Origin of the sequence: Paenibacillus sp. V4I7 (assembly GCF_030817275.1) — a bacterium.
GTDB lineage: Bacteria > Bacillota > Bacilli > Paenibacillales > NBRC-103111 > Paenibacillus_E.
The window spans coordinates 4,969,667-4,994,808 of record NZ_JAUSZD010000002.1; the positions used below are offsets into that span (position 1 = coordinate 4,969,667).

General features: G+C 44.8%; 20 protein-coding genes and 3 pseudogenes. 9 read left to right on the plus strand and 14 right to left on the minus strand.

Annotated features, from left to right (window positions below):
* Positions 1–112: 112 nt before the first annotated feature.
* Together QFZ80_RS23495 and QFZ80_RS23500 are read left to right on the plus strand one after the other, a co-directional pair.
* Positions 113–256 (plus strand): hypothetical protein, encoded by a 144-nt coding sequence (locus QFZ80_RS23495; protein WP_307553640.1) that lies wholly within the window; start codon positions 113–115, stop codon positions 254–256.
* Positions 257–382: 126 nt separating this feature from the next.
* Positions 383–817 carry an Hsp20/alpha crystallin family protein gene (locus tag QFZ80_RS23500; protein ID WP_307553638.1) on the plus strand — a complete coding sequence of 145 codons (435 nt, stop codon included), beginning with the start codon at positions 383–385 and terminating at the stop codon, positions 815–817.
* A 271-nt stretch (positions 818–1,088) separates the two neighbouring features.
* On the opposite strand, the gene QFZ80_RS23505 is transcribed toward QFZ80_RS23500, so the two are convergent.
* The 6 genes from QFZ80_RS23505 to QFZ80_RS23530 form a co-directional block, all read right to left on the minus strand.
* Positions 1,089–1,313: a hypothetical protein gene (locus tag QFZ80_RS23505; protein WP_307553636.1), complete on the minus strand. Its 225-nt coding sequence runs from the start codon at positions 1,311–1,313 to the stop codon at positions 1,089–1,091.
* 878 nt (positions 1,314–2,191) lie between these two features.
* On the minus strand, positions 2,192–4,288 hold the full coding sequence (locus tag QFZ80_RS23510; protein ID WP_307561305.1) for a sensor histidine kinase: 2,097 nt from the start codon (positions 4,286–4,288) through the stop codon (positions 2,192–2,194).
* The gene (locus QFZ80_RS23515; protein ID WP_307561309.1) at positions 4,266–4,967 is read right to left on the minus strand and encodes a response regulator transcription factor; all 702 of its coding nucleotides are present in this window, start codon (positions 4,965–4,967) and stop codon (positions 4,266–4,268) included. Before QFZ80_RS23515 ends, QFZ80_RS23510 begins: the two co-directional genes overlap by 23 nt.
* A 364-nt stretch (positions 4,968–5,331) precedes the next feature.
* A complete protein-coding gene (locus QFZ80_RS23520; RefSeq protein WP_307561311.1) occupies positions 5,332–5,598 on the minus strand; it encodes a cell wall hydrolase in 267 nt (88 codons plus the stop codon).
* Positions 5,599–5,746: 148 nt separating this feature from the next.
* The gene (locus QFZ80_RS23525) at positions 5,747–7,084 is read right to left on the minus strand and encodes an ABC transporter substrate-binding protein (RefSeq protein WP_307553630.1); all 1,338 of its coding nucleotides are present in this window, start codon (positions 7,082–7,084) and stop codon (positions 5,747–5,749) included.
* Between the two features lie 1,067 nt (positions 7,085–8,151).
* Entirely contained in the window at positions 8,152–8,727 is a 576-nt protein-coding gene (locus tag QFZ80_RS23530; protein WP_307561313.1) for a hypothetical protein, read from the minus strand.
* Here QFZ80_RS23530 and QFZ80_RS23535 point away from each other — a divergent pair.
* Positions 8,695–10,992: a fibronectin type III domain-containing protein gene (locus QFZ80_RS23535; RefSeq protein WP_307561315.1), complete on the plus strand. Its 2,298-nt coding sequence runs from the start codon at positions 8,695–8,697 to the stop codon at positions 10,990–10,992. The genes QFZ80_RS23530 and QFZ80_RS23535 overlap by 33 nt on opposite strands.
* Positions 10,993–11,370: 378 nt before the next feature.
* Here the strand turns inward: QFZ80_RS23535 and QFZ80_RS23540 are convergent.
* A pseudogene (locus QFZ80_RS23540) lies at positions 11,371–12,128 on the minus strand (BBE domain-containing protein); the annotation flags it as partial.
* A 400-nt stretch (positions 12,129–12,528) separates the two neighbouring features.
* Between QFZ80_RS23540 and QFZ80_RS23545 the strand changes: the two are divergent.
* From QFZ80_RS23545 to QFZ80_RS23570, 6 genes and pseudogenes are all read left to right on the plus strand, one after another.
* Positions 12,529–12,858, plus strand: a complete 330-nt coding sequence (locus QFZ80_RS23545) for a PadR family transcriptional regulator (protein WP_307553624.1) — start codon at positions 12,529–12,531, stop codon at positions 12,856–12,858.
* Positions 12,859–12,873: 15 nt separating this feature from the next.
* The gene (locus QFZ80_RS23550) at positions 12,874–13,740 is read left to right on the plus strand and encodes a pentapeptide repeat-containing protein (protein ID WP_307561317.1); all 867 of its coding nucleotides are present in this window, start codon (positions 12,874–12,876) and stop codon (positions 13,738–13,740) included.
* A gap of 14 nt (positions 13,741–13,754) precedes the next feature.
* Positions 13,755–14,516 (plus strand): ABC transporter ATP-binding protein, encoded by a 762-nt coding sequence (locus QFZ80_RS23555; RefSeq protein ID WP_307553620.1) that lies wholly within the window; start codon positions 13,755–13,757, stop codon positions 14,514–14,516.
* A complete protein-coding gene (locus QFZ80_RS23560) occupies positions 14,517–15,284 on the plus strand; it encodes an ABC transporter permease (RefSeq protein WP_307553619.1) in 768 nt (255 codons plus the stop codon).
* 794 nt (positions 15,285–16,078) lie between these two features.
* Positions 16,079–16,250 (plus strand): annotated as a pseudogene (locus QFZ80_RS39150) (RsfA family transcriptional regulator); the annotation flags it as partial.
* Positions 16,251–16,662: 412 nt separating this feature from the next.
* Positions 16,663–16,872: an alpha/beta-type small acid-soluble spore protein gene (locus QFZ80_RS23570; RefSeq protein ID WP_171649783.1), complete on the plus strand. Its 210-nt coding sequence runs from the start codon at positions 16,663–16,665 to the stop codon at positions 16,870–16,872.
* 128 nt (positions 16,873–17,000) lie between these two features.
* Here the strand turns inward: QFZ80_RS23570 and QFZ80_RS23575 are convergent.
* The 7 genes and pseudogenes from QFZ80_RS23575 to QFZ80_RS23605 form a co-directional block, all read right to left on the minus strand.
* Positions 17,001–17,198: pseudogene (locus QFZ80_RS23575) on the minus strand (MocR-like pyridoxine biosynthesis transcription factor PdxR); the annotation flags it as partial.
* Between the two features lie 164 nt (positions 17,199–17,362).
* A complete protein-coding gene (locus QFZ80_RS23580; protein ID WP_307561319.1) occupies positions 17,363–18,292 on the minus strand; it encodes a glycoside hydrolase family 43 protein in 930 nt (309 codons plus the stop codon).
* 60 nt (positions 18,293–18,352) lie between these two features.
* Positions 18,353–19,309 (minus strand): glycoside hydrolase family 43 protein, encoded by a 957-nt coding sequence (locus QFZ80_RS23585; protein ID WP_307553611.1) that lies wholly within the window; start codon positions 19,307–19,309, stop codon positions 18,353–18,355.
* A gap of 10 nt (positions 19,310–19,319) precedes the next feature.
* Positions 19,320–21,701: an alpha-L-arabinofuranosidase C-terminal domain-containing protein gene (locus tag QFZ80_RS23590; protein WP_307561321.1), complete on the minus strand. Its 2,382-nt coding sequence runs from the start codon at positions 21,699–21,701 to the stop codon at positions 19,320–19,322.
* A 133-nt stretch (positions 21,702–21,834) separates the two neighbouring features.
* Positions 21,835–22,671: a carbohydrate ABC transporter permease gene (locus tag QFZ80_RS23595; protein WP_307561323.1), complete on the minus strand. Its 837-nt coding sequence runs from the start codon at positions 22,669–22,671 to the stop codon at positions 21,835–21,837.
* A gap of 3 nt (positions 22,672–22,674) precedes the next feature.
* Positions 22,675–23,634, minus strand: coding sequence for a carbohydrate ABC transporter permease (locus tag QFZ80_RS23600; RefSeq protein WP_307561325.1), 960 nt, complete (start codon positions 23,632–23,634; stop codon positions 22,675–22,677).
* A 69-nt stretch (positions 23,635–23,703) separates the two neighbouring features.
* Entirely contained in the window at positions 23,704–25,101 is a 1,398-nt protein-coding gene (locus tag QFZ80_RS23605) for an ABC transporter substrate-binding protein (protein ID WP_307561326.1), read from the minus strand.
* Positions 25,102–25,142 lie beyond the last annotated feature (41 nt).

The following is a 25,142-nucleotide window of genomic DNA, read 5'->3' on the forward strand; positions in this document are numbered from 1 at the left end:
AAAAATTCTCATTGCTACACATTCATGCCGTAGCCACCTTTGGATAAACCGTTTGGATAAAATTCCTAATTCTGTGTAAACTATCTTCGATAAATTATGGAGGTGTTCAAGCTTGGCTAATAAAGGGAAAAATGACGATGAAAACGATTTTTATGAAGGTATGGCGGAAACAGCCGACTTTATTCATGATCGACTAGGTGTTGAAGGACCTATCGGGCCAATATGTAATCATCATCACATCCTAATACGCAGTTAATTTAGTTTTCATTTTCTTCTGTTTTTCTTAATTGCCTCCACATGAATATTTCTTTTAATGACTGCATAAAACCCATTTATTTGGTAAAACATATCTACAGTAAAAAAATTACAAGGAGGACTATTCATGAATTTATCTCCCTTTGACCCTTTTCGCCAATTAGATAGTTGGAAAACTGGTTTAGACAAAATTTTTAATGATGCTAAAACTGGTTTTGGATTCCTTTCTGAATATAACAGCCGCGTTGATGTCTTCGAAAATGAAAAGGAAGTTGTGGTACATTACGATATCCCTGGTCTTGAAAGTAAAGAAGATGTTCATATCCATATTGATGATAACCTTCTCACTATCCATGGTATTATTAAAAATATTACTGACTTAAGAGAAGATCAAATGCACAGAAAAGAACGTTTTTCAGGTAAATTTCAGCGCTCAATAACGTTACCTTCATTGGTAAATGCTGAAGGAACAGCTGCAACCTATAAAAATGGTGTACTTGAAGTCAGAATGCCAAAAGTAATAAAAGATACGCATAAACCAATTGATATTCAATTTCAATAATAAATTTTGATGCAGCCTGTAACGATTTTTTACAGGCTTTTTTGTGCTTTTATTTCATATGCCGATCAATGAATCCTTTTATCTGGATAGAATATCTAATTTCTTATCAATATGCTTGTCACCCGACAGCAATATTAAATAAACATATACACATCGCCTAACCTGGAGATGTTTTATATTTAACGAAATTATTCATTTTAGAATTCTAAGCAGCCGGCTGCCGCCTCAAGTTACCCCGGTTTGTAGGCACCGCATTGTTAATATTAGTTCGTTAAGGACTTTCTTTAGAATGTGATTTTTTCCCTTCATGATAGTCTTCCCATAATGGGCCGATGTATTTTTCTAATGTTTTAACAATAACATCTCTTTGGCTCTCTTTGACATTTCCAATGTCATTTGCAATATCATTTCTGACTCGTATGAGCACAAATAAAGGTGGTAAGTCAGTCTCACGGAAAGCCTTAATCATGGATTCTTCTTGTGGTGTAATATCCATAAAGCATTCTCTTCCTTTCCAGTTAGATTATACACATTAATTTTCACACTCTTAGGCCATTAGAAACCGGATGCGGCATTTATCGATCGATGCGTCTCCAAATACTTTAGCGGCTACATGACGTTCCTTCCTTTCTACCGGTTGTCACATCCACGAATGGAATTCCTGTAATCCCAACATTTGCATACTCGGAGTAAAGTTATCTCGTACACTGGGCTGCTGCTTCCGTTCCGTTCCGCTCCACTAAATCCCTAAATCTTCAGTTGTATCCCCTTCTTCTACTCGAGATAATCTCATTCTAAACCCTGACGTCAGTGATAAGGTCAAGCGAAAATAAGTGATGATCAATGCACTGGATTTCCAAAAAGTAAATAATTACCATATCAGAATAAGCCACCACGCTAAACTGCCAGTCACTTCAATAAGAAAAGATGTAGATAGAAAATATAGCTTTAGTCTGGAAATAAACTTGTAGACTTGAAAAATAAAGTATTAGACTCATAAGCGCCAATAAACGGGCAGTAGAGTAGAGCTCACGCTCTCTATAATCATCATAGGCAAATTGCATTAGGCCTATAAAAAAGCTAAATCAATTCGCGAATGGCGATTTGATTTAGCTTTTTTTGAATATATACCATTAAACATCGCATCCAGCACAGGGAACAGCATAACGCTTGTTCATTCGGATCGGTTCGGGAAAAGCCGCTTTCTGCTGATATGCTCATTATCTCTTGATTATGAAAGGAAATCTGGAAATGAACTGCGGATCAAGCGTGTGGCTTGGTTATTCCTGTCTTTCATCGAGTCTTTTTTCAAATACAGTTATGACCTTGAACTGATCGCCGTCAATTTCAATGTTCAGTTGTCCGCCTTGCAGCTCAACGATGCTTTTGGCAATGGCTAGGCCGAGTCCGGAGCCTTCCGTGTGTCTGGACTGATCGCCGCGTTTTGAACCGTTCGAACAGCTCTCGGGCGTCGAAGTTAAACTCGTAGACGGAAATATTTTGAATGATCAAGACGACTTTGCTCTCGGATTCTGTCAAGTTGACATAGACCCGGGTTCCCGGCATGGCGTATTTCAATGCGTTGGAGATTAGGTTCTCGAAGACGCGCCATGTTTTTTTACCGTCTAACAGCGCATAGATGTGCGGCTTTTCCAGATTCACCCTAAAGTTGAGTGGGGATGCATCAATTTTGTCGCTGAACTCGGCTAAAGCCTGATTAAGCAGTGCCGCAACATCGACTTTCTCCAAAAATAGCTCGGTTGCTCCGCTTGCCATTTTAGACGCTTCGAACAAGTCGTCGATGAGTACTTTCAGCCGCTGCGTCTTCCGATCGAGCACCTCAATATAATGCGAGGATTGCTCGGCGGATAAGCTCTCATTTTTGAGCAAATCGACAAAATTAATGATAGATGTTAAGGGCGTTTTCAAATCGTGTGAAACGTTCGTAATCAGTTCTGTCTTCAGCCGGTCGCTCACTCGCTGCTTTTCGAGCGATAGCTGCAAGCCTTGCTTCATATTGTTAATATGAGTCGCCATTCGGGACAATTGGCCATTCCCTTTTGCAGGCAATGTCACGCCAAAATCCCCATTAGCCATTTGTTCCACACCTTTGATGATTTTGCGAAGCTGTTTCACCTTCCGCATAATATAAGGAAGTACAAAGATGATGAACATGATATACCAAGCAAAAGCAAAAACAACAACGACGTCTTCAAATTCAGATGCAGCCACACAAACCGGAAGGAAGCCCATGATCCCGATGATCGCCATGAACACTAGCAGCTTGAACCGTAAGCCTCGCTGCTCAAGAGCTTCTTTCACCGTTTGCCAGAAGGAAGCTGTTATGCTGCTGTTCCATTGCTCGGCGCGCTTTTCTGGATTTTTCATCAAGGAGATAGCGCCGCGAATGCCGTAAAACACTATGACCAGCAGTGCAGTGGATATCGCTACTACGAAGATTTGGTACAAGCTTACAAAAGTCGGAGACAGGTAGAAAATGTCATTATCCATCGAGATGCCGAACAGTGCAGCCGTTGCAATAAAGGTGCACCAGGCGCGAACGTCCAGAGGGAATCGTTTTGTTACACCTGCTTTGACATCGGTTAGTGCGATATCATTGGCACGCTGTTTTCTCAAATAGAAGCTTAAGGCAAGCGTGACGATCAAAAGTGCGATGAGCAAGTAGACGGTCTCCATGGAGTGCTGCTTCTTGGTCAGATGGGAAAGGTAGTCGGATTGAATAATGCCCGATCCTTGCGTCGGGTTTAAAATATAGAAAGTTCCCTTGATCTGGTTGTAACTCATGTCGCTAGAAACTCTGCTCATCATTTCGGTGTTTGGCAGGTTTAACGTGTATATAATATCCTGACTATCCAACGCTTTTTGCAGCGTATCTTGATCGATATTACTGTACGTTTCGCCACTGCTTAAATTTTTAAGAGCGTAATAAAGCGAGTTTTTGCGGTTATCCAGGTTCATTTTTGCTGTAACAAATTCTTTTTGTTTGGCTGCTACAGCAGTCTTTAGCTTTTGTTCAAAGACAGTGTCTTTTTCTTTATTCAATTCAGCGATCTTGGTCTCTTTTTCGGCATCAAGTCGGTCCATTTCGGCATTGTCGCTTCTATTACGAGCTGCGTTGATTCGATCGCTATATTTCCGGTTCACATTATTGAGCTTCTCATGAACGGTTCTTTCGGCTTCTTGCTTAAGATTGTTATAATCATTTCTGCCGAGTTGCTGCTCTGGCGTCTTATCTGCGAAATTGGGTGACTCCAGATGATGCTGTTGAATGAACCGATAAATGGAACTGATTTCCCTGCTGAATGCGGATCCTTTAAAATAGGAATCTTGACCAAAGTATACGCTGTTCTTATAAACATTCGCCGCAGCAAATAAGGTCAAGGTCCAAATTACAAAAGCACAGCCAAGCAGTAAGAGAGAGATGGATTTACTTCTCCATTTTGTAGCCAATACCCCACACCACCTTCAAATATTTTGGATCTTTCGGATTGATTTCGATTTTCTCGCGGATTCTCCGCACATGAACCGCCACCGTATTATCAGCGCCCCAGGCAGGGTCTTTCCACACTTTTTCGTAAATCTCATCGATGGAAAAAACGCGGCCTTTGTTCATCATCAACAGCTCAAGAATTTTGAATTCTGTTGGCGTTATCCGCACATCCTCGCCGTCGACTGTGACTTCTTTGGTCACAGTATTGAGAACAAGTCCGCGGACGCGCAGCTCCTCACTTGTTGGTTCTTCCTCTCCAAAATGACCAAGTGTCGTGTAGCGTCGAAGCTGAGACTTTACTCTGGCGATCAGCTCAAGTGGATTGAAGGGCTTGGTTAAGTAATCGTCAGCGCCGACATTCAGCCCGAGGATTTTATCCGTATCCTCCGCTTTGGCGGAAAGCATCAGGATCGGGACGTTGCGACTCTCTCTAATTTTGAACGTCGCTTGAATACCGTCCATCTGAGGCATCATGATATCGAGGATGATCAGATGAATTTCTTTTTCCTCCAGCACCCGCAATGCTTCGATGCCATTTTGTGCTTTGCAGACCTCGATGCCCTCACCTTTCAAATAAATTTCGATCGCTTCCCGAATGTCGGCATCATCATCGACAACGAGCACCTGGTATTTCCTCAAGTTCATTCACCCTTTTTTCTTATCGTTCTCAGTCTTGTTACTACCAAACAAGCCTAATGATAAATGATAAAGTTTACAAAATATCGACGATAAATCTTACGAATTTATGAAGACATGGTAGATATGCTGTGATTGTCTATTTAGTGTAACACGGGACCATAAATTAGGCGCTTCGGTTTTATGATGAGTTGGCATGCCTCCCTAATTAGGCAAAACCGATCTATAGCCACTCCCCCTGAAACAAAGGTGGTTAGCGAGATCGAGCTGCTAAGCGTGTGTTCGAGTAGAAAAAAAGAACCGTCAGGATGATCTGACGGTTCTTTTTTCTACTCTACCGCTGGATGGAGCGATTCGCAACGGTAGTCTAGGGCTTTATTTTCTCGTCCAAGTATGACAAATTTGATTTAAGGTTAAACTGGCCATCATCAATGGCTGAAAATTGACCTGGCTGATGAATAACCTCAGTGATGGAATCAGGAAATTTTTCGGACTGAACTCGATTAGTCGTGGCTGAAGATAGGATGAGGATGTATGTCTTGAACCGAAAATCTGCTATTGTGATGACAAATCCGTTCATACGGTAACTGGCCGTTTCTCCAATCGGTCTAGCATAAATGAATGGACTTAGCATCGATTATTCCGTTAGTAGGAAGAACATCAGTATCATTCCCAATGGTGAAATGTCCATAGGCAGTCATATGATCCGGAAAATCGATTTCCGAATATGCTCCGTCACTGTTCTGACTCGACCTCCATTATGGATTTAGCAACATTAGGACTTACAGGTGTGGACTTGCTACACCATCCTTTTGAAGAGCCTTTGACTCTTCAATTGCTTTGTTCATGACGTCATTGATCATCCGCAGCGCCGTTTGGCTATCTTTGGATTCCTTCCAGATTAAAGGGAAAACCATCGATGTCTTAGGATCGATAAATGTCAGGTCCGGTTTGCGGGGAGCAGGCATCGCATTCTTTAAAGCAAATAGCGATTGGAGATTTTTCCCTTTCAATTGCTGTACACCTTGCCCATACGCCTGCTGGACGACTGGGCTCATCAAAGGAGAACTGATGCCTTGCTTTGCCCGTTCGATTTGAACCTCTTCCGAAAGAAGATAAGCGAGCACCTGGAACGCAAGATCCTTCTTTGTGGATTGTTTCGTGATAAATGCTCCCAATGAGTATGGTTGATATTTGTACGAGGGCGCTTCCGGAAATACGGGTACCGAAGAGACATCGAAGTTTAAGTCTTTATTTTGACTCCAATCGACGATACTTTCCTCCACATCCACTGCCATGGCTATGTGGCCTTTGGGGAAGTCCTTAACTGTAGTGAACTGGTTACCGGGAATGTCATAGAACCGCCTGAGGTTGTCTACAACCCGTACCCATTTGCTCGATACCATGCTTGACTTGTCTTCATTAGGATCGAGAGCAGGCTCCGAAAGTTGGTTATACGTCATATAATATTCAGGATGCTGCTGGTAGCCTTTATAGGTAATGTCCCCCTCTTGGCGCGTCAGCTTTTTAGACAATTCATATACCTCATCGTATGTCATGCCAGGCTTGGGGTAATCCACACCGAACTTGTCGAAAATATCCTTGTTGTAGAACAACAAGTAATCACTTCCTTCGAATGGCAGTGAGTACAGTTTACCATCAGAAGTGTTCATCGATTGCTGCATCATGGCTGGATTCAATTTGTTGGTGTCGAAATTGTATTTTTTGATTAGATCAGTCATGTCCCATTGCAAATCATATTTTCGAATCGATCTGTACGTGTTGCGGCGGGCATCCTCGAAGATAATATCGGGAATCGTTCCTGCAGCGACTAAGTCCTGATACTGTCTGCCGGGATTATCCCATTGAACGTGTTTGATTTTAATATTCGGAAATTTTTTCTTGATAAACTGGCCGATGAGCAGGTCGAAATTTTCTTCCTTTAAATAACGTTTGTTAAAAAGCTGATCCCCTGTAAAGATGAATAATTCGTTGTCTGGCGATTCAGGTGTTTGGTTAACTACCGGGTTTTGGCCAGAAATTGTAGATTCAGATTCGCAGCCCGTCACGGTTAAGAATGCCAAAGCAATCAATATAGATACTTTAGGAAACTTTCTCATACCTCTCCAAACCTCCCTTATAAATTTAGCAAGTTGCTGTTACTTGTAAAATTATAGGTACCGCCCTCCTTTTGCCATCGCCTTTGGCCATTGTGATAATTGCTTCACCTCCATCCATGTAAGCGCTTCAATTTGCAATTAAAAAGAAACGACTGTGGCCACCTTTCGTTTGGCGATCTTATATGATTTACTCTATTATGTAATAATTGCACATTCATTAGGGGGATAGTTCATATTTATAGGTTGTTTGTTGCATCATCACAGCGCAATAATATTTTAAAAGTAGTATCCAAAGGAAAGTGTCTACTGTTTATTAACCCCATACTCCTATGATAATAACCCCCCCCTTCGTATTCCCCATGCTTCCAGTTATGTTCTCTTACGATATCAAAGTACTTTGCACGCTGGTACTCCCCCTATCACTTTTGACATAAATGTTCAACAATCCAGTCCTTCCCAGCATCAACCAATCCAACATCCGCCGTCAAATCCTTAATTTGTGCACTCTGTGGCTTATTGATTGATTGCCACCGTGTGAAAGCGCTAACTATAATGAACATGTATTTACGAAAAATCCAAAAAAGGAGGCAGAACATGCGAGTCTTTACCCTCAAACTATCCATTACAGATTTTAGAGGAGGCAGTAAATGAAGCGTTATCTGGCACTGATGTTATGTTTGTTTATGGCTTTATCGATTTACCCACCGTACGTGCCGGCCGCGCGGGCCGACAATTCCCTGCTCTCGGCCTTTCCGGGCGCGGAGGGCTTCGGTTATGCGACCACAGGTGGCCGCGGCGGAGAGGTTTATCATGTCACGAGCTACGAGCTTACTGGCCCAGGCACCTTACATGATGCTCTCATGACGGCCAGCAATACACCGCGCACCATCATTTTTGACATTTCCGGGGAAATCACGATTCCCCAGATCGTGGTGAGGAACAAATCCCACATTACGATCGCAGGCCAGACGGCGCCGGGTAGCGGCGTAACCATCCGGGGAAACAACATCCGATTCATTGATTCGAGCGATATCGTCATCCGCTATATGCGCTTCCGCATGGGGAATTTAAGCTTTAACGACGATACGATGTATTTTGAAGACTGCCAGAATGTCATTATCGACCACTCCACTTTCTCCTGGGGGACGGATGAAGTGCTTTCTATCAAGAGCAAAGATTACGACAATCCGCGCTCCAAAAATATTACTGTTCAATGGTCCATCATCTCCGAAGGACTTCTCACCCACTCGATGGGCGGCTTGATCGAGATGAATACGATCACGATGCACCACAATCTTTATGCCCACAACAACGACCGGAATCCGAAAACGAAGGGCCAAATCGATTTCGTGAACAACATCGTTTACAACTGGGGCGGCTTTCCTTATGTGGCTGGCGGCGAATCCGGGACCAAGGGCTACGGGAATGTGGTTGGGAATTATTTTATCGCAGGCAAAAATTCGACGGATCCCGAGTATGCCGTCGTTCGCGGCAACGAGAACTATCAGGTGTATCTCAAAGACAACCGTATTGACAGCAACAAAAACGGCCTGCTCGACGGCACGGATGCCGGGACCGGCATCATCGAGAGGGAAAAACCAAGTGTCATCGTGCCAGAGCGTTTCGAATATCCTCTCGTTCATACCCAGGCTCCGGAAGAAGCGTATGAGCATATTCTGAATTACACCGGCTCGTCCCTTGTGCGGGATGCGGTCGATACGCGGGTCATTAACAGCGTAAGGAATCAGACAGGCGTGATCATCGGAAACGAGAATGATATGGGCGGCTTCCCGCCGCTCGAGCAAGCCGCAGCACCTTCCGATCAGGACCGGGACGGCATGCCTGATGCGTGGGAGCTCGCGAACGGACTGAATCCCGCTGATCCGGAGGACCGGAACGGCGACGGTAACGGGAATGGCTATACGAATCTGGAAGAATATCTGAACGAGCTAGCGGCTCCCGGCTTCCCGGCTCATTACCCTAAGACGCCTCCGACATGGTCCGGACCTCCGTTTACTCCGCCGCCTGTAAAGCCTGAACCGGAGCCCGAGCCGGAGCCGGTGGCCAGCATCGATGGAGACATGGTCCGAAATGTCGTTATTAACGACAACAGCAGCAGCGGCAGTACCAATGCGGCGAACTGGTCGGTTCAGGACGATCTCCAGCAAGGAGACATCGTGTTCGGAGACCGGATGACCGGCAGTAAGGTTTACAAGTTCGAGTCTGTGCCGGAGCACTTGAAGGGCCAGGAATGGATCCGCACAGCCGTAGCCTCCAGAAGCGCGACGAACAGCGATTTGGTTTCCTTCTATTTAGCAGCAGATGCCGATGTGTATGTCGCTTACGATTCGAGGATTACGACGGAGCCCAATTGGCTGACCGCCAATTATGAGAATACGGGAGAGTCGATCGCAGACAGTCAGCCGGTGGCGTACAAGCTTTACAAAAAGCGTTACGCCGCAGGCTCCCATGTCGTCATGGGCTCGAACAATGACACGTCGAAATGTCCATATTTTGTGATCCTGAAGCTGGTGAATCCGGAAGCCGAACCTCCTGCGGCTGCTCCTACCGATCTGACAGGCGAGCTAGCGGACAGCCCCGCCGTATTGCTGAATTGGTCGCCCGTGAGCGGAGCGGACGCTTATCTAATCTACCGTTCCTCCTCCAAGGAACCATTGTATAAAGCAGTGGGCAGCACCAAAGGTGCAGCGTATGCAGACACAGCTGTGGAGAAAGGTGTCACATACCGCTATCAGGTATCAGCCTTGAACGCCGGAGGGGAATCTCCGCTATCCGGTGCGGTCGAGTTGTTCACCTTTGACGCTTCGCAGCCTGCGCCTTCCGCGCCGTCGGACTTAAGCGTAGCGGCGGCTAGAAGTCTTTCCGTCGAGCTGGAATGGGCGCCAGTGGCGGGTGCGATAAGCTACAACGTCTACAGAGCGACTGGACCAGAAGTCACTTACAGTAAAATAGGCACTTCTTCTGTCGCCATCTATACCGATAAGGCGGTGAATCCTTCCACTTCCTATTCTTACAAAGTGACGGCGACGGGAATCGGCGGCGAATCCTCAGCGTCCGGCAGCGTGGCAGCGACGACGAAGGCGCCGGTGATCCTGCCCGTGGTGCCTGCAGGCCTGATGGCCGGTGAGGTTTCGACTTCTTCTGTTGCAATCAAATGGAATCCGGCAGCTGGAGCGGAAAACTACAACATTTACAGAAAAGCGGATGGCGAGGAGTCTTTTGTCAAAATAGACAGCGTCACCTCGACCTCCTACGTCGATGACAGCATCAGTGTGAGCAATACGAGCTACCGCTACAAAATATCAGCCGTAAACGAAATGGGCGAAACGGCGCTGACGGATGAGCTGCGGGTCTCCATGCCCGTGCCCGCCGCGCCGTCCGACCTTACGGTCGGACTGGTGGGAGAAACGTTTGTCGGACTCATCTGGACCTCCCACGGCGGGGAAACCCAGGTCAATGTGTACAGGGAAGCGAACGGTGTAGTCGAAAACCTGGGGTACGCCAAGGTCCAAACGTATTACGACCGCACGGCCGAGCCTGGCGTCGAATACACCTATTACATCAAGGCCCAGAACGCCGCCGGAGAATCCAAGGCATCCAATAGCATTACAGTCACACCGGGGCTAATGACTGTTTTGGAGAACTATACAGATCAGTTTAAGGCAACCAGTGATTTAACAGGTCCTCTCGCTTCTCAGCTGACCAACAGCCTGAAGCAAGTAAAGCATCATTTTGACACGGGCGCGAATAATCAGGCGATTAAGTTTTTGGAAAAATACCTGGAAGAGCTCGGCAAAGAGAACATGCAGAAGCATATTTCTACCGAGGCAAAATTCACTTTGAGCCATTATGCCGAATTGTTCTTGAATCGGTTGGAACAGACGTAAGGGGTTTAAGCCGTCCAATGGTGGCTAAGCCCTGCAGCGCGATATAAGTGGTATTGTTAAGCAAACCAAGAGGGCGGCCTCTTCAAACAACAAATAGGCAATAGAATATGAGATAAAGTTCTTGTCAAAATAATTTCTTATCAGTTCGCTGCACTTCTTTAAACCAAAAAAGGAGACAGTTGCCGGCTGCGGCGAACTGTCCCCTTTTTTAAACTAACATCTTCCGTCCCTCGGTTTTGTCATAAATAAATCCGATTTTACCTTGTTCGACTCTCATCATATAATCATCATATTTAAACATACTGATTACTTGCCTTAACTCGTCTAGTACTTTTGGGCTTTCATTGATTATTTAATTACTGCTGCTAGTTAAAGCAATCACTTCGCTGGAGGAATACTTTGCGGATTATTAAACACATTCTTAGGGTCATACTTAGCCTTTACTCTCCGTAATCTTTCATAGTTTTTGCCATAGTAAACAGCCGGAGTTTTTAATCCCTTGGTCTGGTACGTTAATATAGGAACCTACAATATTCGGCTGTATCTTCCGGCGTGTTTCCCGAGCTAAGGCAATGTTTTTAGCGGCATTTGATTGTTTAACCCATGAGCTATTCCATTCAACATAGTAATCCGCATTCCGCCAATAAAACGCGGTAGCTCTAGGTGAGACGCGGCTCACAGCACCGCCCCAGTTGAGGAAAATAGAACCCCGCAGGTGTATTCCCCTCTGCCTTTTCTAAAAACTCGCGCATAGCTTTAAACGCTTTGTCCGGGAAAGGGCGCCTGCCGAAACCGCTGGAGAATTGATTGCTGAACTTTTGGGTAAGTACTGGATCGGGAGCTAGCATAAATTTCACGACTTTCGTGTAGGGAAGCAATCGAATATCTTTTGTAGGAGTACCGACGCTCGTAATAGGTTCTAATAGGCGGAGAGCCTCCTTTTTAGACCCAAGATACAGCTCTAACATGCTAACATTGCCGCCTTTTTTCGGTCCAATAGATAACTCGCTGCCCAGTTTGGTACTTACAAAAGGAGCCCATCGTTGCCATACTTTGACTACCTCTTCAAACTGATTCCATGGCCAAATAATTCGAAATACAGTAGCATTTTGCGGAGCGCGCCGCACTATAAATTCTTATATGTAGGTTATATATTCTGGGATGCTCGAAAAACCTTCATTAGTGAAATCTAATCCCGTGCCTACTGATCATTGAAAAGTTCGACGAGTTTCTATGCGCGGTTGTGGTTGATATAGTCATAGTCATGTAGGACAGCAAGATGGTATTCAGGTCCAAGGTCTGTTCGGAAGTTGAGGGTTATATTGCGCAAATTACTACATTTATACCGATGCCTACACCGATGTATAAGTCGGAGTGGGCATCGGTATATTTATGTTCTTTATACGCAGAAACTTCTCCACGACTTACTCCTTCAGCGAAAGTGTATACTATGTTTTCAAACAAAGTATTTTATTTAAAACACTACCTTGACAGACACAGTAGTATGTCGTATTATAAAAACACGGAGGTGATGAAATGAGCGAGAACAAAATTACATCCGACTTGCTTCGCGGACATACCGATACGATGATTTTACGTCTGTTATCCGAAGCTGACCGCTACGGGTACGAAATTGTCAAACTGATCGCCGAGCGCTCGGGCGGCGAGTATGAATTAAAGGAAGCCACGATGTACTCCAGCGTCCGGCGGCTTGAAACAGACGGCGATATCGAGTGGTATTGGGGCGATGAATCTCAGGGCGGACGGCGCAAGTATTTTAGGATTACCGAAAAAGGCATCGGTACTTACGCCCGCAACAAAAGCAATTGGGAGTATTCGAAGCGTGTGTTAGAAAATTTATTATAAAGGAGATTGGATGAGATGAATCCGAAATTGACGAACTATTTGAACGGCGTTTTCACGCCATATGACGGGGTAAAAAGCGTCACCGAATTAAAGGCGGACCTGCACTCGGATTTGCAGGAGCGATATCGTGAACTGACAGCCGAGGGCAAAGACGATGAAACAGCGTTTAAGATGACCATTGAGAGCATCGGCGACATCGAACAAACGATCTTGGAGGTCGCCAACCTCTCCCGCTCGCTAGAACGGCAAGTAGTGACAAACTTTAGCGCAAGCAACTTGCCAATGAGCGACTTTGCGGGCGTTATTGCGCATAAAGGAAATTTTACATCGAGCGCTTTACGCGGTTCCGACTTTGCTGGCGCAGACTTGACCGGCAGTTCGTTTAAGGCCAGCGACGCACGTGAAGCCAATTTTGACGGCGCGAATCTGACTGACTGTACCCTATCCGCCCTAGACCTTTCGGATGCGAGCTTCAATGAATCGATCCTTATACGTACCAACTTCAGCACTTCGGGGCTGGACGGAGCAAAATTCACAGGCGTAAAACTGACCGACGTCACGCTAACCAAGATCGACCTTAGAAAAACAATCTTTGAAGGTTGTATCTTTGACGGCGTGGTCTTCAAAGATTCCGACCTGAGCGGGCTGCGTCTAGACGGGCAAACCTTTATCGGCGTTAAGTTTGACAAGTCGGCATTAAAAGAAGTTTCGTTTAGAGGCGCTACACTCAAGAATGTGTCTTTTCAGGCATTCTTTTCGTTGACCAATAAGTATTACCGTGGCATCAAAACCATCTGCTTTGACGGAGCGATGATGGATAAGTTGACATATGCCTCTCTTAAGGGCATGGGGGCCGATTTGTCTAAGGTTACTGTTCGATAAGGAGGGGGAAGATTATGCAAAACAAATCAATTAAAGTGATTGGGCTGCAAAAATCCTACAAGCAACATCAAGTCTTAAAAGGCGTGGATTTTGAGGTTGAAAAAGGTAGTATTTTCGCCCTACTTGGCTCCAACGGAGCGGGCAAGACAACGGTTGTCAAAATCCTCACCACACTGCTAAAACAAGACGGCGGAAGCGCCACCGTAAACGGATTCGATGTTGCTTCAAAACCCGAGAATGTGCGGCAGGCGATCAGTCTGACCGGGCAATTTGCCGCCGTGGACGAAATTTTGACCGGACGGGAAAATCTTATCATGATTGCCAAGCTTCGATACCTCAAAAATCCGCGTCAGGTTGCGGATGACTTGCTTAAACGATTCGGCTTGACAGACGCCGCCGACCGCAGGGCGTCTACTTACTCGGGTGGTATGCGCCGCAGGCTCGACATCGCCTTGAGCCTTGTGGGAAAACCACAGATCATTTTCCTCGACGAGCCAACCACTGGACTTGATCCCGAGTCGCGTATCGAGGTTTGGAAGATTGTCAAGGAGCTTGCCGACGGTGGCACGACGGTACTCCTGACCACTCAGTATTTGGAAGAAGCTGAGCAGCTTGCCGACCGAATTGCCATTTTGCACGAGGGTAGAATTATTGCTAACGGCACGCTTTCGGATCTAAAAAAGCTGTTCCCATCCACGAAGGTTGAGTATGTTGAAAAACAGCCGACATTAGAGGAGATATTCCTCGCAATCGTCGGCAAAAAGGAGGGAAAATAAATGGAGACGGTAAAGAAACATTTCTTCAGCGATCTGGGCGTTATGCTAGGACGTTCCATGCGCCATATTTCCCGCAGTATGGACACCATCGTCACGGTCACCATTATGCCGATCATGATGATGTTGCTGTTCGTCTATGTGTTCGGCGGTGCAATTCAAACCGGAACGGATAACTATGTGAATTACCTGTTACCTGGTATACTACTAATTGCTATTGCTAGCGGTATATCCTACACGGCTTTCCGCCTGTTTACTGATGTGCAACGGGGCATATTCGAGCGGTTTCACTCCATGCCGATTTCACGTTCCACCTTACTTTGGGGGCATGTGCTGACCTCGCTGGTATCCAACGCCATATCGGTTCTCGTCATCATTCTCGTAGCGTTGATTATGGGTTTTCGTTCGTCCGCGGGGATACTGTCATGGCTTGCAGTAGCCAGCATACTCGCGCTGTTTACATTGGCATTAACTTGGGTCGCGGCAATTGCCGGACTGTCCGCAAAGTCGGTGGACGGGGCAAGCGCCTTTTCCTACCCGATTATCTTCCTGCCGTTTATCAGCTCGGCGTTTGTGCCTACCGAGTCGATGCCTTCGGTCGTTCGAGCCTTTGCCGAAAACCAGCCGGTGACCTCGATAGTGGAAGCCATCCGTGCGCTACTGTCAGATCAGCCGGTGGGTAATGATATATGGGTCGCTCTTGCGTGGTGCGTCGGGATTTTGTTCATAGCATATTTCTTTGCAATGAGGGTGTACAAAAAACGAGTGTGAAAAAAAAGACAGCTTTTTCTGAATTGATCAAAAGAGAAGACAGTCCTGAAGAATTAATTCTATAACTATATAAGGGCACAACTGATTTGCAGTGTAAAAGTACGAATGTCGTTATAATCATTTATACTGGACTTACATCAAGAGGGTATTTATCCGAGTTATCGGGCTGTGGTCGCTCATGTTAAAAAAATGTCATATAGCATCGATTTGACGCGCAAATTCCAACGGAATCCGACTAAATAAATCGTGAAGAACTTATTACGATGATTCTCAAATAATACCCCGGCGCAGCCCCAAGTGCCCTAGCTGTAAAGAAACGGCTGCCTCAGGTAGAACGTATCTGCTCGCGCTGTGGCAATGTGGATCTAAGGAAAGGGTCTACGTGTGAATTCTACAGATGCAGTGCATTTCCTAAGTGCCGAAATATCAGATCAGCTTAAAGCACCCAAGTGGTGCTTTTTATTATGCCTTACGACTCATTTTTGCAGTCTCCTTCTTCATACGGCAGGAGCTATCCACTCTTAAGATATGATGTCAGCAGCCTTCTCCTGATGTTTATTGAGCTATCGTTCTCCGTCAACTCAAAATGTCGATGTATTCTTCAAATTTCTTTAATTCATCAAGTGCGTCCTGTACTATATCTTCTATATGTTAACAGCAGCTCTAAAAGTAAATGATTGAAATAAATCCTGCCCTATACGCTATGTGGGTCTTTTATACATTAACTTTGAATAAATTTAATATCATAGGCAAGAATGCATAACAACAATATATTGAAGTAAGGTGGAGTTAAATTGAAAGATAAGAAGCGCGAAGATGCTTGGAATGATAACCATGACGCAACTCTAGCTGAGACCGTGATAAACCATATTAAAACTGGAAGTACTCAGTTATTAGCATTTGAAGAAACTGGAAGAAAAATAAGTCGAACCCCTGCAGCTTGTGGTTTTCGTTGGAATAAAGAAATACGAAAAAAGTATGAAAACGAAATTTTAGTAGCAAAAGCATATAGGAGTAAACAAAAAGCACAGAAAAGAGAAGTATTTGTTACTGTATCTAGTTCAGCAACATCTGATAACCCCTCGCAGCAATATGATGATCCATTCAGACAAATTATCAATATAGTAAAAGATCAAGCACATATATTTGAACAATTATTGCAAGAGAATACAAAACTTAAGAGTGAAATAATTGAATTGAAATCTAAAACGAAAACTTCTGATACAGCAAAAACTAATGATCAATTTGGAGCAGATGATATTCAAACCTTTCTCAATATCATGAACAGAGCTAGGAATTTAACTTCAGTAAATTTAAATGTATAAGATTTCTTTACACTCCACATCCTAATATTACACCTAGAGAAGGAGTTGCATAAATGGCTAATAACAACACATTAGTAGTTCCACAAGCAAAGGCAGCTTTAAATCAATTGAAGGTTGAAATAGCTCAAGAGCTTGGAATTCCATTCCAACCAAATGCATATAACGGAAACCTCGCCACACGCGATGCTGGTGCAATAGGTGGGAATATTACAAAAAGATTAGTGCAAATAGCTGAGCAACAACTTTCCAGCTTCCAACGCTAATCCTCTGATGTAGGAGCAAGCAAGCACGAAAAGACTACAAACCCTTTTTCTCCTAAGGTGAATTGTAGTCTTTTTTACGTTGTGAAGTAGTGTATATTGATATTCATACTATTTATATTTCCAGAGCTATATCCGATACGAAGTGCCGGGAACAGGACTTTACTAAAGGTGCCGATATAAATAACCCGTTTGGGATCCATTGCGTATAGAGGTGCTATGGGATCGCCGTAATATCGGAATTCTCTGTCATAGTCATCTTCCACAATGCAGCTTTCGTTTTCCCTCGCATATCGAATCAAGACGGCTCGGCGACCTGCCGGCAGAAGTTCACAGCCCGGGCAACATGCATTTGCTGGGCAATATCGATCCCGATGACCAAATGCTGAGGTAATCTTTTCAATAAGTTGATTTTTGTCTAGCCTAGGATCATTATCATTTTAAGTCGTATAACTTCCGGTAACGTTCAGAAAAAAAATGATGTCAGTTTATGTTAATACCCGTTTTTTATCCTGTTGTACTCTTCCATTGTTATTGAAAGTACAGTTCCGTGCTTGAAGCGGTAAGGGAAGCTGAAGCTTTCATCCGACCGGATAAAGAGTCCACTATCAATCTCATCTGCTATAAAAGGGACATAGCCTTGCCCTTCTCCCTCGACACCGAAAAAATCCAGCATCAGGCACCATTTACCATTTGTCAGCTTATACGCGGTAGGCGCTTCATAGGCAGGGTGGCCGAGCTTTGCCATTTCCCCATTAAAAGCCTCGATTGTTGCGTATTCACCGATAAGGGTTTCTCCCTTTTGCAGTATAATCCCAGTAGGGTTTGCTTCGCTTTTCAAGAATCGGTAATACATGCCGTTTTCCTCGTAGATGGCAGAATCAATTACCCCGCTATCTTCCTTTTGGTACAACAGCTGTGGTTTAGTAAAGCTTTCAAAATCCTTTGTTCGAGAGTAATAGATGACTTTATGCTCGAAATTATTGGAAGCATGAGCCGATGACCAGTGAATGACGTAGTCTTTTTTGATATGATCGTAAATCACATCCGGCGCCCAAAGACAACCAAAATCCTCGTCGCCTAATTCGATCATTCTTTGTTCCGACCAGTTCAGAATGTCATCCGATTCCCACAAGGAAAGGCATTTGCTTCCCTCTCTGACGATGTTCTCCCAGCTTCCCCTGTACTTGGTATTCAGACAGTTGGCAAGACTCAAGTCGGTGGCAAGTATATAAAATTTGCCGTACTTCGTTCGTACGATTGTATGGTCTCGAACTCCCTTATCACCTTTTTCACTCCAGATAACGGGTTGTCCACCGTTTACCTGTTCCCAGTTAAACCCGTCAGTACTAAGTGCATAATATACCTGCTCGCCATCAGGGGTTTTCTTTTCTTTAAAATGTACGAATAAATAAGCTTCCATTAGAATGAATTACTCCTCTTCATATCGATAAAAGGTATGATCCTGAGTGCTTACAGCATTTCACTCGGGTTCGCCGAATTCTGGGAACCCTTCCTCGTTCCAATCCAATACTTTGGCACGTGCATGACGATTGGGGTCGTAAAGCGGATCGACGACGATTTCCTTATAGTCACGGGAATGGTAAACCAGGATATCGGCCGAACCGTCTTCCGAAACGGTGAAGCAGTTGTGACCCGGGCCATATTCTCCGGATTCTTCGCTCGTTCGGAAGACGGGCTCAGGAGATTTCGTCCAGGAATTCGGATCCAACATATCGCTATCGTCCGAAGCCGAGAGCAATCCCATACAATAATTGCTGTCCGTAGCGCTTGCCGAATAACTGATAAATATTTTGCCGTTCTTCTTCAGTACCGCAGGACCTTCATTCACCCGGTGGCCAATGATTTCCCAAGCATATTCCGGTTTCGAAAGCAGGACCTGCTCGCCGCGAATCGTCCATGGATCGGACATCTCGGCGATATACAGATTGGAATCGCCTTGATTGTATTGCGCCCAAACCAAATATCTTACGCCCCGATGCTCGAAGGATGTAGCATCCAAAGAGAAGGAGTCCAAATTGGTCCGAAGCTGACCTTTTTCCACCCATGTCGGTTCCAGCGGGTTGGCCGCATCATTTTCCAGGACGTACATACGGATCTCCCACGCCGTCTCGTACTCATCCGATCCGCCTGCGGCAAAATAGATATACCATTTACCGTCGATATAATGGAGTTCGGGCGCCCAAATATGCCCGCTCATTCTGCCCTTCTCGTGTTTTCGCCAAATGACGACCGGTTCGGCGGTACCGAGCTCCTGAATCGTTCTTGCCCTTCTAAGCTCGATGCAGTCGTACGAGGGAACGGAAGCGGTAAAATAATAGTAGCCGTCCGTATGTTTATAAATCCAGGGGTCAGCCCGCTGTTCGACGAGCGGGTTAGGGAATTGACGTTTGATTTGAATTTGTTCTTTTGTCATCATAATGAACTCCTTATCTTACTCTGAATACAGTAATAGAATGTTTGGGGAAATCGTAATGAAAACTGCAGTCTTCCGTACTGAATTCCTTCTGTTTCGGCAGCACCCGTTCAGGCGACTCGAATGTATTTTCGTCATCCAGCGCATGGCCGGACATCTCGTATACATCAACGGTCAACGACGTTTTATGCAAATCCGCCAAAGCAATCTGTGCGCGAACGCTATTCTCCTGTACATTGACAACCTTGACGATGACATCCCCTGTTGAATGCTCGTAACTTGCAGAATAATACAGAGGTTCGATCACCGGAAGCTTGTCTTCCGTGTCATGGAACAGCACACCATCGATCCAAGCACGGATTTTTCTTCCTGATATCTCCAATGTTAACTCGTATTCCATGTCAGGTTCCACGTTAAATATACTTTGGGTCAGACAAGAGGTTCTTCCATCCACCCTGGAACAGAGCGCGGAATCCTGATTCTGCCATCCGCCAAAGTCCCAAATTAGCTGATTGTCGCCGTCGCGTTTTCCGAAATAAATCTCGAACCCTTTGGGTCCGCTGATTTTTTTGGCTTTCAGACTCAGCGTATAATTCTCCCAATCCGTTTCTCCCAAGTCCAGTGTTCGTATTGAGGTTCCGCCCAGCCGGTCTTCATCCGTATCCGACAACTCGGCAGACAAGCCGTTCAACTCTTTCATTTCTCCGGTATCGTTGTTAACTAGTTTCATATCCCAAAAACGGAAGGAACAACGGTCTGTCCCGAGTGCAAACGCTCCGTTAATCGGCTTCATTGTGCTTTCCTGTTTTTCATCTAACCCGTTTGCTTCAATTTGTAAGAGTTGATCTCCTTGGTGGTGCATAAACAGCTTCTGCACATAATAATTGGCGGTACCGTATACTTCATGATTGTTGAACCAGATCATGTCCGGTTTCCAATTGACATAATCGACATTGCACAGCATCGGCGCATAACAGGCCAGTCCTACTGCATGAGCATTTTTTTCCAAGCCCGTCATAAAAGCAGCTTCTACAAGGGCGTTATAATAAGTGTTTCCCCATGAAGCATATTCGCCCAAAAACACCTTTGGTTCATCTGCTTTGAAATTGTCGTAACGGTGGTAATGGGCCAGAAACCATTCCGGTGACTGATAATAGTGCTCGTCCACAAGATCCGATTTATTTTCTTTGGCAGAGTTCCAGCCGCGTTCATATTCGCCGCCGGCCGCAAACGGACCGGCGGAGTTGATGATCTTGATATCCGGATATTTCTCCTTAATCGCTCTATGGAAATAAGGATAGCGTTCAAAAAACGGTTCTCCGACTTCTTCGTTTCCGATGCCGATATACTCCAAGCCAAACGGCTCCGGGTGACCCAACTCCGCCCTTATGGCCCCCCATTCAGTTGAAGGTTCACCATTGGCAAATTCGATCAAATCAAGCGCGTCATCAATCCAGGGCTGCAGCTCATCAAGCGGAACGATTCGTTTATGGTGCGGGTCAACTCCGCCTGGCAGGATCGGTATCGGCTTGGCGCCAATATCCTCGCAGAACAGAAAGTATTCATAATAACCCAAACCGAGTGTTTGATTGTAGCTCCAATTATTCCGTCTGGCCGGTCTTTGTGCTATATCACCTATTGTGTTTTTCCAGCGGTACATCGAGTTTCGATCATCGGGATTCAAAGAACCGTCGTGTATTAGGCAGCCTCCCGGAAACCGCATAAACTTAGGTCTAAGATCCGCGAGCAAGGCGGCAATGTCTTCCCGCATGCCGTTCGACCGATTGCGAAAGGTCTTTTCCGGAAAAAGAGACACCATATCGAGAAATAGCTTTCCTTTTCCTTTCGTTACAATCACAAGGCGGCTGCTGGTATCGGTGGCATTGGCCGTAATGGTTACTTCATATTTGGCCCATTCGGATGAATTCGCCACAATCGTTGCCTCACCATGAACGGTACCGTCCGTCCCTTCAATCGTTACGACAACAGGCTCGTCAAAGCTGGCATCCCGCCGTGCATAAACCGAAAAGAGATACTTTTCTCCCTGTTTGACGGGAATGCCGCTGTTAAAACCAAGGTTCATAATCCCGACGCCATCGCCCTCCGATATCATATCAATAGCAACATAATGCGGGTTACGTGTGTTCAAAGGATGACTGTCTTCAACGGTGATTTCTGCCTTTCCACCACCCCGTTCGATCTTTTCCCAGGCTGTTAAAGCATGGTATTCTGCACGATCGATCGGATCAAATTCAAATGAACGGTTCTGAACAAGCTCTGCATAAAGCCCGCCGTCTGCCGCATGATTCAAATCCTCGAAAAAAATGCCGAACAGGTCTCCTAATTCCGCACCCGGCTTTTGTATATATACAGTTAATGTTGGTTGTGTAGTCATCACTATATCGACTCCTTTGTTCCTTTTCATTCGATTTTAAGCGCTTGTTCATCCGAAAACAATCATTTATAGTGGTTAAAAGCTGACCTATTGTGCTTTTTGAAGGCGTAGATCGCCGTAAGATTTCCAATTTCTACCCTTTAACACCGGAAGTGACAACCCCTTCAATTAAGAACCGTTGACCGATAAAAAACAACAGAATGACCGGCAGCATAAACAGAAGGGATGCAGCTGCTGCGACTTGCTGTATAACAATGGTCGCATTTCCTGGCATTGTATAGCCTACAGTGCCTAACGCAGCGGCTAGCGGGTAATTGGATTCGTTCAGAAACATGAATGGACCGATAAAATCTCCCCATGAGGCCTGGAAGCTCATAATCGAAACAGTCGCCATCACAGGCAGCGAAAGCGGGAGGAAAATATTCCAATACGTACGGAAGATTGAGCAACCATCTATCCTTGCGGCTTCTTCCAATTCCTTAGGAATCGCTGAAAAGAATTGTCTGTATAGAAATATAAATAGTGCCGAGCCGCCAAGCCCCCAGATCAACCAAGGATAAAACGTATTGAGCAAACCATATTGATGAAATAAAAGAAAGGTCGGAATTTGCGTCACAATTCCAGGCACCATCATCGTTGATAAGACAATCATAAATAAAAACTTTTTGCCTGGCGCTTGAATCCGCGAAAAAGCATACCCGACCAGCCCGCTTGATAAAGTTGTGGTAGCGACAGAAATGACACAAATAATGACAGTGTTTTTCAAATATTTCCAAAAATCAATCATGGTTGTCGCAAACTTATAATTTTCGATATGGAAGCCTTGCGGCAAAAATCCCGGTGTAGAGTGCCACGGACTTAATGAATTGGATATTGTTAGAAAAAGCGGAATGATAAAAACGACAGAAAATGAAAGCAATAAAGCATAAACCAAATACGGAGCGAATCGACTAGACCCTGTGTTCTCCATCTTCTATCCCTCCTGATCCGTTTCGTAATAGACCCAATATTTGCTTGTCGCGAAGACAACAATTGTCAACAGAAGAATGACGATAAACATGATCCAAAGCAACGCCATCCCGTAAGCAAACCGTTGGAAGGCAAAAACTTGCTGGAAGGCATGTACCGCATACAAGTAATTGGGCCGGATCGGAGCATCTAAAAACTTTAGCCCTGTTAAAAGTATCGGTTGAATGTACATTTGAAACGCACCAATAATTGCCGTAACAACATTAAAGAAAAGAACCGGAGTCATTAAAGGGATAGTAATGCTTATAAACCGTTTAAAAGCAGAGGCGCCATCAATGGATGAGGCTTCGTACAAGTCTCTCGAGATGCCCTTCAATCCGGCAAGATTGATTAAAATAGCGCCACCAGCTCCCCATAGCATCATAATGACCAATGAAAGAGTGGCGTGATCATAGCCCAGCCAGCTTACAGTGGGAAGGTGGAGAAAACTTAAAATATTGTTGATGATGCCATCCTTTTCAGCATACATAAAACGGAACATTAAACCTATGGAAACGACGGGAACAATAGACGGGAGGTAAAAAATCGTCCGATAAATCCCCATTCCTCTAATTTTTTGATTTAATAACAAAGCCAGCAGCAAGCCAATGAGTGTTGAGATAGGCACATATAGGATGGTAACAAGAAATGTTCTCCCAAGTGCATACATGGCATCCGTATCTGTGAAAACATTTTTATAATTTTGCAGCCCTACTATTTTTAAATGATTAATGTTAAATCCGACAAAATTGGTAAAGCTTAAATAGAGACCGTAGAGTAAAGGATATAACCCAAAAATCAGAAAAACAATGAACCATGGTGAAATCATCAAGTAAAATGCCGTCGTACGGCGCGTCTTTTCACTTATTCCCTTACGAGCTTTGCTCTTTCCAACCGTTGTCGCGCTCAGAGCAGGTGTATGCATGGCAGGTTCTCTCCTCTTTATTTAAGAGGGAGAGCGCAATTAAACTCTCCCTCGATATGCATTCCTAATTTACTTGCTTGATGCTGCACTTTTAGATTCCTCAATAATTTTGTTCGCATCTTTATTTAAGGCAATCATCGCATCATCCAGTGTTGCTTTACCGAAATAGACTGGCGTTAATTGCTTCTTCAAAAGGGTGTCTCCATTTAACAAGTAAGGGTTCATTTCGATAAATTTACCGCTGTATTTCAATTCATCTTGAAGGACTGCGTAGGTTTTTTTGTCAAACGCAGTTTCTTGTGGAATCATCGCAAGGAGATGCTTATAGGCAGGAACTCCCCAACCGCTTTTCGCGCGATCTTCCGCCGGTTTACCGCCAAAAAACCATTCATATACTTTCCATGCTTCATTTGGATGTTTCGTTGCCTTATTGATAATGGCGCCTGTTGCAGAGCCAGTAGGAGATACGCGTGTTCCGCCATCAGCAATTGGAGCAGGAAGCATCACATAATCGTCTAAATGCGTTTTTGCTTTTTCGTCGCCACGCAGCACCCCTGAAAACCAATAGCCGGCTTGAAACATTGCTAATTTGTCTGCCAGAAAGGATTCGCCGCCCCACGCAGCTTTATCTTGGTTGACTTGGTTCGGTCCATAGTTGCCTTTAACACCATCTACCCATAATTGTAAGGCTTGTTTGACTTCTGGTTTTGTAAAGTCAATTTTACTGTTATCTTCTGTGGAAAGCCTTACACCTTTACTCAATAAATAATCCATCAAAAAGGGTAAATCCGCTTCTCCTTTTCCACCTGATAGACCGTATTGCGTAATCGTATCGCCCTTTTTGATGGTTAATTTTTTCGCAAGATCGAACAGTTGGCTGTATGTCATGGGAACGGTTTCACTCGGGATTGCGACGCCGGCTGCAGCAAACAATTTCTTATTGATCCATATCGAGAAATCCGAAGAAAAATCTTTAGGAATACCATAGATAGGGCCTTGTCCTTGCACCTTGCCGTCAAAGCGATAAACATCTACCGTAGGAACAAAATCATCTTTCTTTATCACTGTGCTTGTATCAATGTATTTGGTTAAATCCATAGCAATGCCGCGAATGACATAGGACGGAAGATCATTTACGCCCGTCATCCGGATAATATCCGGCGCTTCGCCAGTTGCTAATTGGGCGGCTAGTTTCGTTGTATCTACATCTTCTCTTTGAATTTTAATGGTCGGATTTGCCGTTTCAAATTCTTTGATTTGATCCTTGGTAATTTCACCGTCACCCATGTTGAAACGTACAGTCACAGGACCAGCGCTCTTATTGCTGGCTGTCGCTTGGGCATTAGGCGAAGCACTTGTGCCCCCAGCAGTCTTGTTGTCGGTTGTTGTCTTTGCGCTGCCGCAAGCTGATAATAACAATGCGGTAGAGAGGATGAGGACGAAAGGCTTGGCAAAGTTCTTTTTCAATGTAGACCCTCCTAGATGTTTTTATATTGAGAGCGTTTTCT

Coding starts and splice junctions, on each gene's coding strand:
- QFZ80_RS23500 (WP_307553638.1), top strand. CDS start 383: ATGAATTTATCTCCCTTTGACCCTTTTCGCCAATTAGATAGTTGGAAA.
- QFZ80_RS23505 (WP_307553636.1), bottom strand. CDS start 1,313: ATGGATATTACACCACAAGAAGAATCCATGATTAAGGCTTTCCGTGAG.
- QFZ80_RS23520 (WP_307561311.1), bottom strand. CDS start 5,598: ATGCTAAGTCCATTCATTTATGCTAGACCGATTGGAGAAACGGCCAGT.
- QFZ80_RS23525 (WP_307553630.1), bottom strand. CDS start 7,084: ATGAGAAAGTTTCCTAAAGTATCTATATTGATTGCTTTGGCATTCTTA.
- QFZ80_RS23530 (WP_307561313.1), bottom strand. CDS start 8,727: ATGAACGAGAGGATATTCGAAACGCTCTGGCACGATGACACTTGGTTT.
- QFZ80_RS23545 (WP_307553624.1), top strand. CDS start 12,529: ATGAGCGAGAACAAAATTACATCCGACTTGCTTCGCGGACATACCGAT.
- QFZ80_RS23550 (WP_307561317.1), top strand. CDS start 12,874: ATGAATCCGAAATTGACGAACTATTTGAACGGCGTTTTCACGCCATAT.
- QFZ80_RS23555 (WP_307553620.1), top strand. CDS start 13,755: ATGCAAAACAAATCAATTAAAGTGATTGGGCTGCAAAAATCCTACAAG.
- QFZ80_RS23560 (WP_307553619.1), top strand. CDS start 14,517: ATGGAGACGGTAAAGAAACATTTCTTCAGCGATCTGGGCGTTATGCTA.
- QFZ80_RS23570 (WP_171649783.1), top strand. CDS start 16,663: ATGGCTAATAACAACACATTAGTAGTTCCACAAGCAAAGGCAGCTTTA.
- QFZ80_RS23580 (WP_307561319.1), bottom strand. CDS start 18,292: ATGGAAGCTTATTTATTCGTACATTTTAAAGAAAAGAAAACCCCTGAT.
- QFZ80_RS23585 (WP_307553611.1), bottom strand. CDS start 19,309: ATGATGACAAAAGAACAAATTCAAATCAAACGTCAATTCCCTAACCCG.
- QFZ80_RS23590 (WP_307561321.1), bottom strand. CDS start 21,701: ATGACTACACAACCAACATTAACTGTATATATACAAAAGCCGGGTGCG.
- QFZ80_RS23595 (WP_307561323.1), bottom strand. CDS start 22,671: ATGGAGAACACAGGGTCTAGTCGATTCGCTCCGTATTTGGTTTATGCT.
- QFZ80_RS23600 (WP_307561325.1), bottom strand. CDS start 23,634: ATGCATACACCTGCTCTGAGCGCGACAACGGTTGGAAAGAGCAAAGCT.